Annotated in this window: 11 protein-coding genes; 8 read left to right on the plus strand and 3 right to left on the minus strand. The window is 69.2% G+C overall.

Features of this window, described 5'->3' with window-relative positions; all coding sequences use genetic code 11:
* The first annotated feature begins 14 nt into the window (after positions 1–14).
* The 3 genes from ACSFA5_RS06105 to ACSFA5_RS06115 are packed head-to-tail and all read left to right on the plus strand — an operon-like array spanning position 15 to position 3,172.
* Positions 15–788: a uroporphyrinogen-III synthase gene (locus tag ACSFA5_RS06105; protein ID WP_435443141.1), complete on the plus strand. Its 774-nt coding sequence runs from the start codon at positions 15–17 to the stop codon at positions 786–788.
* Positions 785–1,882, plus strand: a complete 1,098-nt coding sequence (locus tag ACSFA5_RS06110) for a uroporphyrinogen-III C-methyltransferase (protein ID WP_435443142.1) — start codon at positions 785–787, stop codon at positions 1,880–1,882. Before ACSFA5_RS06105 ends, ACSFA5_RS06110 begins: the two co-directional genes overlap by 4 nt.
* Positions 1,883–1,888: 6 nt before the next feature.
* Positions 1,889–3,172: a heme biosynthesis protein HemY gene (locus ACSFA5_RS06115; protein WP_435443143.1), complete on the plus strand. Its 1,284-nt coding sequence runs from the start codon at positions 1,889–1,891 to the stop codon at positions 3,170–3,172.
* Positions 3,173–3,178: 6 nt separating this feature from the next.
* Here ACSFA5_RS06115 and ACSFA5_RS06120 read toward each other — a convergent pair whose 3' ends face one another.
* Entirely contained in the window at positions 3,179–4,756 is a 1,578-nt protein-coding gene (locus ACSFA5_RS06120) for an MFS transporter (RefSeq protein WP_435443144.1), read from the minus strand.
* A 108-nt stretch (positions 4,757–4,864) separates the two neighbouring features.
* Between ACSFA5_RS06120 and ACSFA5_RS06125 the strand changes: the two genes are divergently transcribed.
* Complete coding sequence (locus ACSFA5_RS06125; RefSeq protein WP_435443145.1) at positions 4,865–5,740, plus strand: LysR family transcriptional regulator; 876 nt, start codon at positions 4,865–4,867, stop codon at positions 5,738–5,740.
* A 47-nt stretch (positions 5,741–5,787) separates the two neighbouring features.
* Here ACSFA5_RS06125 and ACSFA5_RS06130 read toward each other — a convergent pair whose 3' ends face one another.
* Complete coding sequence (locus ACSFA5_RS06130) at positions 5,788–9,054, minus strand: Rne/Rng family ribonuclease (RefSeq protein ID WP_435443146.1); 3,267 nt, start codon at positions 9,052–9,054, stop codon at positions 5,788–5,790.
* A gap of 561 nt (positions 9,055–9,615) precedes the next feature.
* Between ACSFA5_RS06130 and ACSFA5_RS06135 the strand changes: the two genes are divergently transcribed.
* The 4 genes from ACSFA5_RS06135 to ACSFA5_RS06150 are packed head-to-tail and all read left to right on the plus strand — an operon-like array spanning position 9,616 to position 12,777.
* On the plus strand, positions 9,616–10,716 hold the full coding sequence (locus ACSFA5_RS06135; protein ID WP_435443147.1) for an RluA family pseudouridine synthase: 1,101 nt from the start codon (positions 9,616–9,618) through the stop codon (positions 10,714–10,716).
* On the plus strand, positions 10,709–11,380 hold the full coding sequence (locus tag ACSFA5_RS06140) for an HAD family hydrolase (protein WP_435443148.1): 672 nt from the start codon (positions 10,709–10,711) through the stop codon (positions 11,378–11,380). Before ACSFA5_RS06135 ends, ACSFA5_RS06140 begins: the two co-directional genes overlap by 8 nt.
* 10 nt (positions 11,381–11,390) lie before the next feature.
* Positions 11,391–11,759 carry a Rieske (2Fe-2S) protein gene (locus ACSFA5_RS06145; protein ID WP_435443149.1) on the plus strand — a complete coding sequence of 123 codons (369 nt, stop codon included), beginning with the start codon at positions 11,391–11,393 and terminating at the stop codon, positions 11,757–11,759.
* 1 nt (position 11,760) lies between these two features.
* Positions 11,761–12,777, plus strand: a complete 1,017-nt coding sequence (locus ACSFA5_RS06150; RefSeq protein WP_435443150.1) for a S49 family peptidase — start codon at positions 11,761–11,763, stop codon at positions 12,775–12,777.
* A 4-nt stretch (positions 12,778–12,781) separates the two neighbouring features.
* Here the strand turns inward: ACSFA5_RS06150 and ACSFA5_RS06155 are convergent, their stop codons facing one another.
* The gene (locus ACSFA5_RS06155) at positions 12,782–13,933 is read right to left on the minus strand and encodes an MFS transporter (RefSeq protein WP_435443151.1); all 1,152 of its coding nucleotides are present in this window, start codon (positions 13,931–13,933) and stop codon (positions 12,782–12,784) included.
* Position 13,934: the final 1 nt, after the last annotated feature.

Genomic DNA, 13,934 nt, shown 5'->3' on the forward strand with positions numbered 1-13,934 from the left:
ACCGTGGTCATCGCATGACCACCCGCCCCGTCATCGTCACGCGGCCGGCCCGCGAGGCCCAGCAATGGGTCGACGACCTGCGCGCGGCCGGGCTGGACGCGGTGGCCTTGCCGCTCATCGCGATCGCGCCGGTGGCGGATGCCGGGCCCTTGCGCAGCGCATGGCGCCATCTGGTCGACCATGCGGCGCTGATGTTCGTGAGCGCCACGGCCGTCGAGCACTTCTTTCTGCACCGCGACGCCGCTGTGTCGTTGGCGGGCCACCGCTTCTGGGCCACCGGCCCCGGCACCACGCGTGCCTTGCTTCGCGCCGGCGTGCCGCCCGAATTCATCGACGCACCGCCGCCAGAGGCCACGCGTTTCGACTCCGAGGCGCTGTGGGAGCGCGTGCAGGCCCAGGTGTCCGACGGCGTGCGCGTGCTGATCGTGCGCGGTGGGGATGAAGCCGGGCACCCGACGGGGCGCGACTGGCTCGCGAACGAAATCGAGGCCGCGGGCGGCGGGCGCGACACCGTGGTCGCCTACCGCCGCCTGCCGCCGCTGCTGGACGCCGCGCAACGCCGGCTCGCCGTCGACGGCGCCGAAGGCCGCGCGATCTGGCTCTTCAGCAGCTCGGAGGCCATCGGCAATCTGCAGCGCGCGATGCCCGGCACCGACTGGCATGCCGCCAGCGCCGTCGCCACCCATGCACGCATCGGCGAAGCCGCGCGGGCCGCGGGTTTCGGGGCGTTGCGTGTATGCACACCGCTGCAGGACGCACTGGTCGCGTCGATAGAATCCCTCGCATGAGTGCCGCGTCCCCGTCAGACGATCTTTCTTCTTCCGCCACCGTCGCCGCCGCGCCGGTACCGGTCCCCGTGGCACCGCACCAGACCCCGGCCGCCAAGGCCGCCGGAGCATTGCTGCTGTCGCGCCTCGGGCTCGGCCTGATCGCACTCGTGGCCGTGGTGGCCCTGCTGATGGCCATCGCGCTGTGGCAGCGGGTCAGCGGCATGAAGGAGCAGCTCGCGCGCCAGAGCGCCGATGCCCTGGCCCAGTCGATGGAAGCCCGCACGCTGGCGCGCCAGGCCAGCGACACGGTGCGCGATGCCTCGGCCCGCGTGGCGCTGGTCGAAACCCGCGTGGCCGAAGTCGCGCTGCAGCGCTCGCAGCTCGAGGAACTCATTCAAAGCCTTTCGCGTTCACGCGACGAGAACCTGGTGGTCGACATCGAGTCGGCCGTGCGCCTGGCGCTGCAGCAGGCGCAGGTCACGGGCAGCGTCGAGCCGCTGCTGGCCGCGTTGAAAGCCGGCGACGTGCGCATCTCGCGCGCCGCCCAGCCCCGACTGGCACCGTTGCAGCGTGCCATGCAGCGCGACGCCGATCGCCTGCGCAGCAGCGCCAGCACCGACAACGCCGAGGCGCTGCAGAAGCTCGACGAACTCATGCGCGGCGTGGACGACCTGCCCACGCTCAACGCGGTGGCCGTGCGCGGCACCGGCACCAATGCCTGGCAGGCCGAGCCGATTCCCGCCGATGCGCCCTGGTGGCGCCGCGTGCTGCTGACCATCCGCGGCGAGGCGCGCTCGCTGGTGCGCGTGGGCCGCATCCAGAGCCCCGAGGCCATCCTGCTGGCGCCCGAGCAGTCGTACTTTCTGCGCGAGAACCTCAAGCTCAAGCTGCTCAACGCGCGGCTGTCGCTGCTGTCGCGGCAGATGGACGCCACGCGCAGCGAGCTGTCGCAGGTCACGGCGTCGCTCAACCGCTACTTCGACCCCGCGTCGCGCCGCACCCAGGCCGCCGCCACGCTGCTGCAGCAGCTGCAGGCGCAGGTGAAGACGACCGAGGCAGTGCGCATCGACGACACGCTCGCCGCGCTGACCACCGCCGCAGCAGGACGCTGACCGGTAATGCGCGCAGCAATCTGGCTCCTTGCGCTGTTCGCCGTTGCCGCGGCGGTCGCCCTGTTCGCAGGCAACAACCAGGGCACGATCACCGTGTTCTGGCCGCCCTGGCGCGTCGATCTGTCGCTCAACCTCGTGCTGGTGATCCTGCTGGTGGCCTTCGTGCTGCTGCACTCGGCGCTGCGCGCGCTGGCGGCGTTGTTCTCGTTGCCCAAGCAGGCGCGCCAATGGCGGCTGCAGCAAAAAGAGCGCACGCTGCACGCGGCGTTGCTCGATGCGATGGTGCAGCTCATTTCGGGCCGCTTCTCGCGCGCGCGCAAGGCGGCGCAAGCCGCGCTCACGCAGGAAAAGACGCTGTCCGCGCTCGGCGCCAGCCTGCCGCAGGCGCAGCAGGTGCGGGTGCTGTCGCACCTGCTGGCGGCCGAGAGCGCGCAAGCCCTGCAGGACAAGCCGGCGCGCGACGCGCATCTGCAGCAGGCCCTGAACGAAAGCGCCGACCGCGCCACGCTGTCCAGCCCCGAGACGCGCGAAGGTGTGCAACTGCGCGCCGCGCGCTGGGCGCTGGAAGACCGCGACGCCGCCGCGGCGCTGGCAAGGCTCGAAGAACTCCCGCAGGGCGCGCAACGCCGCACGCTGGCCCTGCGCCTGCGGCTCAAGGCGGCCCGTCAGGACCGTCGCACGCTCGAAGCGCTGGAAACCGCGCGGCTGCTGGCCAAGCACCGTGCGTTCTCCGAAGCCGCGGCACAGAGCATCGTGCGCGGCCTGGCGACCGAGCTGCTGTCGGGCGCGCACGACCCGGCGCAGCTGCTGCGTGCCTGGACCGAGCTCGACGCCAACGAGCGCGGGATGCCCGAGGTGGCGATCCATGCGGCGCAACGCATGGTCGCGCTGCGCGGCGACCTGGCGCTGGCACGCGGCTGGCTGCTGCCGGCCTGGGAGCGCATGGTGGCCAACCCGCGCGGCCTGGGCGACGCCCTGCGCGTGAAGCTGGCGCGCGCGCTGGAGGCGGGGCTCGATTCGGTGGATGCCGACTGGCTCGCCCGCATCGAGAGCGCGCAACGCAACAACCCGCGCGACCCCAACCTGCAGTACCTCGCGGGCATGGCATGCATGAAGCGCCAGCTCTGGGGCAAGGCCCAGCAGCTGCTGACGCAGGCCGGCCTGGGCCTGCAGGACACCGAGCTGTACCGCCGCGCCTGGCTGGCATTGGCCCAGCTGGCCGAAGACCGCGACGACACCGCGCAGGCCGCCGAGGCCTGGAAGCGCGCGGCGCAGGTCGAGAACAGCTGAGCGGCTTCACGGGCACGCGGGCCCTCGGGCCTTCGCGCCCGATGGCTGCGATGGCTGTTCCACCGACGGCTTGCCGCTGCCGAAGATCAGCCAGCTGACGGCGGCCAGCACCCAGACGCCCACACCCCCGTAGAGCATCACCCAGCTGAAGCTGCGCACCAGCGCCGCATGCACGACGGCACCCGTCGGGTCCGCCTGCGACAGCGCCGGAAAGCCTTCGGCGAGCGACGCGAAGCTGCCCGCCGCGATCTTCTGCGCCAGCGCGTGCAGCTGCTGCGCATCGAGCGACGCCGCCAAGGCGCCGCGCAGATGCGCATGAATGCCTTCGAGCAGGATGAAGCCCATCAGCGCGATGTTGACGGCCAGCGTGATCAGCCGCGCGCTCATGTCCATGCCCGAGGCCATGCCCGCGCGCGTGCCCGGCACCGAGCCGGTGGTGGTGTTGGTCACGGGCGTGTTGGTCAGGCCCAGCCCGATGCCGGCCAGCAGGCAGCCCGGCAGCAGGGTCACCCAGCTCGCGCCGGCCATGCCGGCGCCGTGGCGCATGGCCATGAAGCCGAGCCCGATGACGAACAGGCCCAACGGAATGACCACGCCGGGCCGGTAGCGCAGCGACAGCCGCTCCGCCAGCGGCGGCAGCACGAGCGTGGGCAGCGTGTAGGCCAGCAGCGCGGTGCCCGTTGTGACCGCGCCGTAGCCGAGGGCGCCCTGGAAGTAGATCGGCAGGTAGATCATGAACGGCCAGAAGCTGAAGTTCATGCCGATGGAGCCGACGAGGGAGCCCGAAAAGTTGCGGATGCGAAAGACCGAAAAATCGAACATCGGATGCGGGTGGGTCTTCTCCACCCACACGAAGAGGGCGAAGCTCGCAACCGATGCAGCCAGCACGCCGAGGGACGTCGGACTGGCAAAGCCGAGCGCCGGGCCCTGGGTGATGAAGTACGTGAGGCCGAGCACCGCGAGCGACAGCGTGACGATGCCGGGCAGGTCGAGCTTCTGCGCGTCGGGGTCGCTGGACTCCTGCACGCTGCCAAGCACCAGGGCCAGGGCGACCGCGGCCAGCGGCAGGTGGACCAGGAACACCCAGGGCCAACCGGTCAGCGCCGCGATCGCGCCGCCGACGATCGGCCCGAACCCCAGCCCCATGCCGAAGACCACGCCCCATAGGGCGAAGGCCCGGCTGCGCGCCTTGCCGCCGGGGAACCGGTGCGAAAGCACCGCGAGCTGGCAGATCAGCATGGTGCCGCCCGCCAGGCCCTGGAGGAAGCGGCTGGCGATCAGCACCTGCGCGCTCGGCGCCAGCCCGCAGGCCAGCGAGGTCAGGCCGAACAGCACCACGGACGCGACCAGGATGCGCTTGCGGCCGTAGCGGTCGGCCAGCGTGCCGGCGGCCATCAGCACCGTGGTGCAGGCGACGGTGTAGGCGTTCATGACCCACTGCATGTCGCTGAAGTCGGCGTGCAATGCGGTTTCGAGCGAGGGAAGGATGACCGGCACGCTGGAAATTTCCAGGCCGAACATCAAGGCGATGAGGCAGATCGCGGCCAGCGCGACGCGGTTCTTGCCGGTGGGGGACACAAACATGGAGGAGGCTTTCAGAATCGGTTTCGGGCGATTCTGTGGAAACCCCCTTCATGACAGAAATGATTTAATTTGCTGAGATTAATTAGCCACCATCATTTATCGTCGGCCATGGATTTCGACCCCTCACTGCTGCGCGCCTTCGTCGCCGTCAAGGAAACAGGCGGCTTCACGCGCGCTGCCGAACGGCTGCACCTGACGCAGTCGGCCATCAGCCACCAGATCCGCAAGCTCGAGGCGCAGGTGGGCCGGCCGCTGCTGCATCGCACGACACGCCGCCTGACCGTGACCGAGGACGGCGAAGACTTTCTTCGCTATGCGCGGCAGATCCTCGACACGCTCGATGCGATGACGCTGCGCTTTCAGCCGTCGCCCATTTCGGGCGTGGTGCGCTTCGGCGTGCCGGACAACTTCATGGGCGACCGGCTGGCGCCCCTGCTCTCGCAGTTCGCCCGTGCATTTCCGGCCACGCGCATGGAAGTCAGCGTGAGCATGCACCTCGACCTGCGCGCGATGGTCCGCACGGGCGAGCTCGACCTGGCGGTGGTGATGTCGCCGCCCGGTTGCACGGAAGGCACGCAAATTCGGCGCACGCAGCTGGTGTGGGCGGCGGCCGACACGTTCGAGGTGCCTGCCGGCGCTTCGCTGCCGCTGGCCTTTTTTCCGAAGCCCTGCGTCCACCGGGAGGTGGCGGCTGCAGCGCTGGACGCCGCCGCGGCCGATTGGCACGTGGTTTTCACGTCGGCCAGCCCGCACGGCATTCGCGCCGCCGTGCTGGCAGGGCTGGCCGTGACGGTGCTCACGCGCGAGGAGGTGGAGCCCTGGATGAAGATCGTCGATGGCCGCCACGGCCTGCCGAGCTTGCCGAGCGTGGATTTCTCGCTGATCTGGAGCGAAGCCGGCAAGACGGAATGCGCCTGCCGGTTCGGCCAGCTGGTCCTGGCAATGCCGGACCTTCCGGATCTGACAGCCTTCGACAAGGCATAAAAAAACGGCGCCGAATGGCGCCGTTTTCAGTTGCGAGCGTGTGCTGCTCAGAGCGTGCGTTGCTGCTCCGTGCCGGCGGCGGGTTGCTCGAACGGCAGCGACATCGCGCCGAGGTCGCGGCGGGTTTCCACCAGCACCAGCGGGCCTTCTTCGACCGACACCACGGGCGGACGTTCGCGCGGCACATGCACCGGCTTCGGCTCGGCGGCGATCGCGGCGCGCGCTTGCGCGATGCGGTCGGCATCCGAGTTGACCCATTGCAGGCCCGAGCTCTCGGCGATCTGCGCGAGTTCGCCCAGCGGCAGTTCGAAGGACTGGACCTTGGGCAGCGCGCGGCCATTGGCAACTGCGGGTGCGGGTGCGGCTGCGGGCGCGGCGGCAGGTGCCTTGGCGCTTTCGATCACGACCGGTGCCACGACCGGCGCTTGCACCGGTGCGGGTGCCGGGTGTTCGGCGCGAGGCTGCTGCGGTGCGGGTTCACGCACTTGCGGCGCTGCGACGGCAACCGCTTCGAAGCGTTCCGACACCTGCTGCACGGGCTCCTGGCGGGCGGCCGGGGCGTGTTCCGTTTCCACGGCTTCCGCAGCGATGACGCCGAGCACGCCTTGCGCGACCGGTGCGTTGGCCGCGCCGGCTTCGTTCTCGTCGCGCGGACCGCGTTCGCGGCGGTCACGGCCGTAACGGTCACGCGAACGGCCGCGGCGCGCGTCGCCTTCACCTTCGCGGCGCGGTGCCTGCTCGTTGTTGCCATTGGCGTCGTTGCCTTGATCGACATCGGCTGCCGCGGCTTCGGCGCCACGGGCGTCGGCTTCGGCTTGTGGCGCCTCGTCGCGGCGTTCGCGGCGGCCGTCGTTGCGGTCGCTGCGTTCGCCACGCGGTGCGTCGCGGCCGTTGCGCGGCGGACGTTCGCCGGGTGCGGCGCCTTCGCCGGCTTCAGCGCTGCGTTCGCGCGGCGCACTGTTGTCGCCGTTGCGTTCGCCGCCACGTTCCGCGCGGTCGCCACGTTCACGGCGGGCACGGGGTGCGCGCTCGTTCACGTTGCCTTCTTCGCCCGCGCCGGGTGCCAGTTGCTGGGCTTCGGGGTTCACGTTGCCGTCGAGGGCTTCCGCGGGCAGGTTGCGGCCTTCGCGGCCTTCGCCTTCGCGGCGCTCGCCGCGACCACCGCGGCGTTGCTCGCCTTCGCGGGGTTCACGCGGTGCGCGCGCTTCACGCGGCTCGCGGGGTTCACGCAGTTCGCGCGGTTCGCGGGCTTCACGCGGCCCGCTGGTGCCGTCGGCGCGCAGTTCGGCAGTGCGGCCTTCACGGCCCTCACGACCTTCGCGACGCTCGCCGCCGCGTCCGCCACGGCGTTCGCCGTCGCGACCGCCCGAACGTGCGCCGTTTTCGCTGCGGCCTTCACCGCCGCGGCTCTCGCCGCCACGGCCTTCGCCGCGTCCGCCACGGCGCTGTTCGCCGTCACGTGCGCCGCGCGCTTCGCCATCGCGGCCCGGGCGGCCGTCGCGACGGGGCTTGGGAGGCTCGACCGGAATCACTGCCGGCGCGGGTGCCGCAGCAGGTGCCGGCGTGCCGCCGAACAGGTTCTTGATCCAGCCCATGAAGCCGGTCTGTGCCGGCACCGGTGCGCTCACCACGGGCGGTGCGACCACCGGCGCGGGTGCGGCGGCGACAGGCGCGCGCACGGCTTCCGGCTTGGGCGGCACCACCGGCGCGGGTGCGTCGGGCAGCACGCCCTTGATGACCGGCGTCTGCTTGTTGGTGGGCTCCTGCGAACGGCGCGTGACGGCGGTCGGGTCTTCGATCTCGTCGGCCATCTTGTAGCTGGCTTCGATGTGGTCGAGGCGCGGATCGTCGTGCTTCAGGCGTTCGAGCTTGTAGTTCGGCGTTTCGAGCGTCTTGTTGGGCACCATCAGCACGGTGACGCGCTGCTTGAGCTCGATCTTGGCGATTTCGGGGCGCTTTTCGTTCAGCAGGAACGAGGCCACTTCGACCGGCACCTGGACGTGCACGGCGGCCGTGTTGTCCTTCAGGCACTCTTCCTGAATGATGCGCAGAATTTGCAGCGCGCTCGATTCGGTGTCGCGGATATGGCCCGAGCCGCCGCATCGGGGGCAGGGGATCGACGAGCCTTCGCTCAGCGCCGGTTTCAGGCGCTGACGGCTCATTTCCATCAGGCCGAACTTGCTGATCGAGCCGAACTGCACACGGGCGCGGTCTTGCCGCAGTGCGTCGCGCAGGCGGCTTTCGACTTCGCGGCGGTTCTTCGACTCGTCCATGTCGATGAAGTCGATGACGATCAGGCCGCCCAGGTCGCGCAGGCGCATCTGGCGGGCCACTTCGTCGGCGGCTTCGAGGTTGGTGCGGGTCGCGGTTTCCTCGATGTCGCCGCCCTTGATGGCGCGGGCCGAGTTCACGTCGACCGAAACCAGTGCTTCGGTGTGGTCGATCACGATGGCGCCGCCCGAGGGCAACTGCACGGTGCGCGCGTAGGCCGACTCGATCTGGTGCTCGATCTGGAAGCGGCTGAACAGCGCCGCGTCGTCGCGGTAGCGCTTCACGCGGGCGGCATGCTCGGGCATGACGTGCGCCATGAACTGCTGCGCCTGTTCGTAGATGTCGTCGGTGTCGATCAGGATGTCGCCGATGTCGTGATTGAAGTAGTCACGAATGGCGCGGATGACCAGCGACGATTCCTGGTAGATCAGGAAGGCGCCCTTGCCGCCCTTGCCCGCGCCGTCGATGGCGCCCCAGAGCTTGAGCAGGTAGTTCAGGTCCCACTGGAGTTCGGGCGCCGAGCGGCCGATGCCGGCGGTGCGCGCGATGATGCTCATGCCCTTGGGGTATTCGAGCTGGTCCATCGCCTCCTTGAGGTCGGCCCGGTCTTCACCCTCGATGCGGCGCGAAACGCCGCCGCCGCGGGGGTTGTTGGGCATCAGCACCACGTAGCGGCCGGCCAGCGAGATGAACGTGGTGAGGGCCGCGCCCTTGTTGCCGCGTTCTTCCTTCTCGACCTGGACGGTGAGTTCCTGGCCTTCGCGGATCGCGTCCTGGATGCGGGCCTGGCTGGCCGACACGCCTTCGGCGAAATACTGCTTGGAGATTTCCTTGAACGGCAGGAAGCCGTGGCGGTCTTCGCCGTAGTCGACGAAACAGGCTTCGAGCGAAGGCTCGACGCGCGTCACGACCGCTTTGTAGATGTTGCCCTTGCGCTGTTCGCGCCCTTCGATTTCGATTTCGTAGTCGAGCAGTTTCTGCCCGTCGACGATGGCCAGGCGCCGCTCTTCAGCTTGCGTGGCATTGATCAGCATCCGCTTCATGATGCGTTGTCCTTATATGTATCGTTTACCGGCCCTTGAAGGGCCAACGATGCACGGACGACGCCCGCGAAACCAGGGAATTGCCGCTTGGGCCCCGGATGCTGTGACTGCCGCGCCAGGCGCGAGCAGGCCTCTCGAGCGTTAACTCAAGAAGACAGCCGGGGTGGGGGCGCGTGGATGGGCGCGAGCCAGATTCGGTGTTGAGTAGCTATCTTTTTGATAGCTGGTTGCGCAAGGGTGGCGCGCGCTACCGATAGTTCAATGCCTGAGGCCGCTGGTCGAAACCAGGCGGGCCAGCGCAGGCAAATTTGAATCAGCAGCATCAACACAACAAGGGACTCGCTTCGATCCGCCTGCAGCTGAATCAGCTGCAGGCTGGGTATTCCGTATCGGTGTTTCGTGGGTGTCGGCTTGACTTGGGCGCCTGCTCTGCCACTTTGCGCAATTGCGCGGGGTTTGCAGCTGGGCGCCGAAGCGGCATCGACCTCACAGCGTGGTCCTGGGTGTTTGATGGCAGTGGACTAAACTTCTGTCTAATCAAGCACTTACATGACCGCGCTGGTGAAAAACATTATAGGTGCGAAGCAGGGCCCTTCGGCTGCTCCAAATCCCTCAGACCCAAAAGCCCCGGATGAAACCGTGGCGCCGTCTTCGGCCATCAAATTCCTCACGGTCGATGCCGAATCCGCCGGGCAGCGGCTCGACAACTTCCTGTTCCGCCATCTGAAAGGCGTGCCGAAGACGCACGTCTACCGGATCATCCGGTCGGGCGAAGTGCGCATCAACAAGGGCCGGGTGCAGGCCGACACCCGCATCGAGGCCGGCGATGTGCTGCGGCTGCCACCGATCAGGATTTCGGCGCGCGCGGAAGAGGGCGCCACCCCGCCCGCGCCGGCGCGCGAGTTCCCGGTGCTGCTGGAAGACGACGCGGTGCTGGCCCTGGACAAGCCGGCCGGCGTGGCCGTGCATGGCGGCAGCGGCGTGAGCTTCGGCGTGATCGAGCAACTGCGCACGGCGCGCCCGGGTGCCAGGTTTCTGGAGCTGGTGCACCGGCTGGACCGTGAAACCTCCGGCATCCTGCTGGTCGCCAAGAAGCGCAGCGCGCTGGTCGCGCTGCAGGAGCAGTTTCGCGAGCGCGAGACCGGCAAGACCTACCTGGCGCTGGTCGAGGGCGCGTGGCCCGCCAACAAGAAGGTGCTGGACGCGCCGCTCGCCAAGTATTTGCTGCCCGACGGCTCCGGTGCGGGCGCCGGCGAGCGCCGCGTGCGCGTGGTCGCCAAGGACCACCCGGACGCCATGCGCGCCATCACGCTGGTGCGGGTGCTCGCGCGGCTCGCGCTGCCGGGCGATGCCACGCCGCTGTCGTTGCTGGCCGTCACGATCAAGACCGGCCGCACGCACCAGATCCGCGTTCACCTCGCGTCGGCCGGCCATCCGATTGCCGGCGACGACAAGTACGGCGAGTTCGAGCGCCAGCGCGCGCTGCAAAAGCTCGGGCTCAAGCGCATGTTCCTGCACGCCTGGCGGCTGCAGTTCAACCATCCGGCCGGCGGCGAACGCATGGCGCTGCAGGCCGACCTGCCGCCCGAGCTGCACGCGCTGATGCCGCCCGCCGCCCTCGAGGCGCTGGCCCAACATCCCACATCCACCGCCCATGACTGAATCTTCCAGACCTCTTCGCTTCGACCTGATCGCCTTCGACTGGGACGGCACCCTGTACGACTCCACGCGCCTGATCGTGCGCTGCATCCAGGCGGCGGTGGTCGATGTCGGCGGCGCCGAGCCGAGCGAGAACGACGCTGCCTGGGTCATCGGCCTGGGCCTGGCCGAGGCGCTCGCGCGCGCGGCGCCCGATGTGCCGAAGGAAAAATACCCCGAGCTCGGCGCGCGCTACCGGTATCACTACCTGCAGCACCAGGACGACCTGGTGCTGTTCGACGGCGTGCTGCAGATGCTCGACGCCCTGCGCGCGCGCGGTCACAAGCTGGCGGTGGCCACGGGGAAGTCGCGCCGCGGGCTCAATGAAGCCCTCAAGTCGGTGGCGCTGCGCGACCGCTTCGAGGCCTCGCGCACGGCCGACGAAACCTTCGGCAAGCCGCATCCGCGCATGCTGCTGGAGCTGATGGAAGAGCTCGACGTGACCGCGGAGCGCACGTTGATGATCGGCGACACCACGCACGACCTGCAGCTTGCGCAGAACGCCGGTGCCGCCGGCGTGGGCGTGAGCTACGGCGCTCACGAGCCCGCCAGCTTCGACGAGTTCAAGCCGCTGCATGTGGCGCACTCCATCGCCGACCTCCAGGCGTGGCTCCTCGACAACGCCTGAGAATTTCGTCATGGGCGAAGAACGCATCCCGCTGTGCAATGCCGCGGACCTGGTCGAAGGTGGCCGGGCCGTGCCTTTCGATGTGGTTCACGGCGGCGAAACCTGCCGCGCCTTCGCGGTGCGTTTCGAGGGGCAGCCGCATGCGTTTCTCAATCGGTGCAGCCATGTCGCGATGGAGATGGACTTTCAGCCCGACCGCTTCTTCGACGACACCGGGCAATGGCTGATATGCGCCACGCACGGCGCGGTCTACCGGCCCGACACCGGCGAATGCGCGGGCGGCCCCTGCCGCGGCGGCCTGGTGAAGATCGCCTTGAGCGAGCATGACGGCGTGGTGCACTGGCATACTGACTGGAACCTCCACCCCCTGAGCTTCTGACATGACCGACCCGACCCGAACAGAACCCGAAGGGTTCGAACCATTTGAGCCGGCGCCCCCCAAGAACATGGCCAAAGATCCCACGCAACGTCCCGGCTGGGAGCGCGCCACGCTCGAAAAGCTGGCCTTCGCCGCACTGAACGAACAGAAGGCCTCGCGCCGCTGGAAGACCTTCGTGCGGGTGTCCTGGCTCGCCTTTTTCGTGTTTCTGGCCTGGTTCGCGCTGTCGCGCGGCGCGCCGAGCACGGCCAAGACCACGTCGCACACGGCCGTCGTCGAGATCAAGGGCGAAATTGCCAATGGCGGGGACGCGAGCGCCGAGTTCGTGGTGGCCGCCATGAAGACGGCCTTCGAGGACGAAGGCGCCAAGGGCGTGATCCTGCTGATCAACTCGCCCGGCGGCAGCCCGGTGCAGGCCGGCATCATCAACGACGAAATCAAGCGCCTGAAGGCCAAGTACAAGAAGCCGGTGTACGCGGTGGTCGAAGAAACCTGCGCCTCGGCGGCCTATTACATCGCGGCCTCCGCCGACAAGATCTTCGTCGACAAGGCCAGCATCGTCGGCAGCATCGGCGTGCTGATGGACGGCTTCGGCTTCACCGGCGTGATGGAAAAGGTCGGCGTCGAGCGCCGCCTGCTGACAGCCGGCGAGAACAAGGGCTTCCTCGATCCGTTCAGCCCCATGAGCGACGCGCAGCGCGCGCATGCGCAGACGATGCTCAACCAGATCCACGCGCAGTTCATCAACGTGGTCAAGACCGGCCGCGGCGACCGTCTGAAGCTGGACACGCCCGGCCTGTTCAGCGGCCTGTTCTGGAGCGGCGAGCAAGCAGTCGAATACGGCCTGGCCGACCAACTGGGCAATGTCGACTACGTGGCCCGCGAAGTGATCAAGGCCGAAGAGGTGATCGACTACACGCGGCGCGACAACGTGGCCGAGAAGCTGGCCAAGAAGTTCGGTGCCGCCATGGCCGAAACCACGGTGCGCCTGATGCACACCGCGCCCGCGCTGCGCTGATCGCTCACTTGTCTTCGCTGCTGCCCGTATAGCGCGCGCAGGCCGCCAGCGCCGCGGCGAAGACCACGACCACATAGAGCGCGGCGGTCAGCGAGGTCGCCCGCGCCAGTAGCCCGATCACCGCCGGGCCGGCCATGAACCCCACATAGGCCACGGCCGACACGGAAGCAATGCCCCGTGCCGGCTCGACGCCCGGCACCTTTGCCGAGGCCGAGAACAGGATCGGCACCACGTTCGCGAACCCCACGCCCACGCCCGCGAAGCCGACCAGCGCCAGCCAGGGCAGCTCGGTGTTCAGCACCAGCGTCATGGCAGCGGCCGCCAGCAGGCCGCTGCCGAGCAGCAGCGTAGCCGGCGCGAAGCGCGCACGCATGGCGTCGCCCCCGAAGCGCGCGGCCGCCATGGCCGCCGAAAAGCTCGCGTAGGCTAGCGCGGCCTGCTGCTGCGGGCTGCCGACTTCCTGCTGCATGTAGAGCACGCTCCAGTCGTAGATGGCGCCTTCGGCGATCAGCCCCAGCGCGGCGAGCACGCCCAGCACGGCGAGCACGCCGCGCGGCACCAGGAAGCCGTGGTTGGCCTCGGCGGCGCCGCTGGTGGCCGGCCGGGGCAGCATGCGCGTCGAGGCGAACGCGACGACCAGCACCATCACCGCGGAGACGATCAGCAGGTGCGCCTGCGCACCGAGACCGGCGGCGAGCGCCGCGCTGCCACTCGCCGCGCCGGCCATGCCGCCCAGGCTGAACATGCCGTGCATGCCACTCATCAGCGGGGTTCCGCCGTGCAGCTCCAGTTGCGCCGCTTCGGTGTTGATGGACACGTCGAACACGCTGGTCACGAGGCCGAAGGCGGCCAGCAGGCCGAGCAGGGCGGCGTAGCCGGGCATCGCGATCAGGCCGGCCAGCAGCAGTGCGTAGATGCAGCCGCACAGGCCGGCCACGCGGCGCGGTCCGTAACGGCCGAGCCATCGGCCCGCGCTGGTCAGTCCGATCATCGCGCCCGCGCCGGCCGCGAGCATCGCCAGGCCGAGTTGCGCCTCGTCGATGCCGTAGTGCGCCTTGACCGTGGGCACGTGCACGCCCCAGGTCGCGAAGATGAAGCCGGCGGAAAAGAACTGCGTGCGCGACGCCCAGCGCGTGCTTGCGGTGACGGCCAGCATG

The organism is Variovorax monticola, assembly GCF_051216855.1.
Classification (GTDB): domain Bacteria; phylum Pseudomonadota; class Gammaproteobacteria; order Burkholderiales; family Burkholderiaceae_C; genus Variovorax.

Bases quoted from the DNA above. Each gene is read 5' to 3' on its own strand.
- ACSFA5_RS06105 (WP_435443141.1), top strand. From the start codon at position 15: ATGACCACCCGCCCCGTCATCGTCACGCGGCCGGCCCGCGAGGCCCAG.
- ACSFA5_RS06110 (WP_435443142.1), top strand. From the start codon at position 785: ATGAGTGCCGCGTCCCCGTCAGACGATCTTTCTTCTTCCGCCACCGTC.
- ACSFA5_RS06115 (WP_435443143.1), top strand. From the start codon at position 1,889: ATGCGCGCAGCAATCTGGCTCCTTGCGCTGTTCGCCGTTGCCGCGGCG.
- ACSFA5_RS06120 (WP_435443144.1), bottom strand. From the start codon at position 4,756: ATGTTTGTGTCCCCCACCGGCAAGAACCGCGTCGCGCTGGCCGCGATC.
- ACSFA5_RS06125 (WP_435443145.1), top strand. From the start codon at position 4,865: ATGGATTTCGACCCCTCACTGCTGCGCGCCTTCGTCGCCGTCAAGGAA.
- ACSFA5_RS06130 (WP_435443146.1), bottom strand. From the start codon at position 9,054: ATGAAGCGGATGCTGATCAATGCCACGCAAGCTGAAGAGCGGCGCCTG.
- ACSFA5_RS06140 (WP_435443148.1), top strand. From the start codon at position 10,709: ATGACTGAATCTTCCAGACCTCTTCGCTTCGACCTGATCGCCTTCGAC.
- ACSFA5_RS06145 (WP_435443149.1), top strand. From the start codon at position 11,391: ATGGGCGAAGAACGCATCCCGCTGTGCAATGCCGCGGACCTGGTCGAA.
- ACSFA5_RS06150 (WP_435443150.1), top strand. From the start codon at position 11,761: ATGACCGACCCGACCCGAACAGAACCCGAAGGGTTCGAACCATTTGAG.
- ACSFA5_RS06155 (WP_435443151.1), bottom strand. From the start codon at position 13,933: ATGCTGGCCGTCACCGCAAGCACGCGCTGGGCGTCGCGCACGCAGTTC.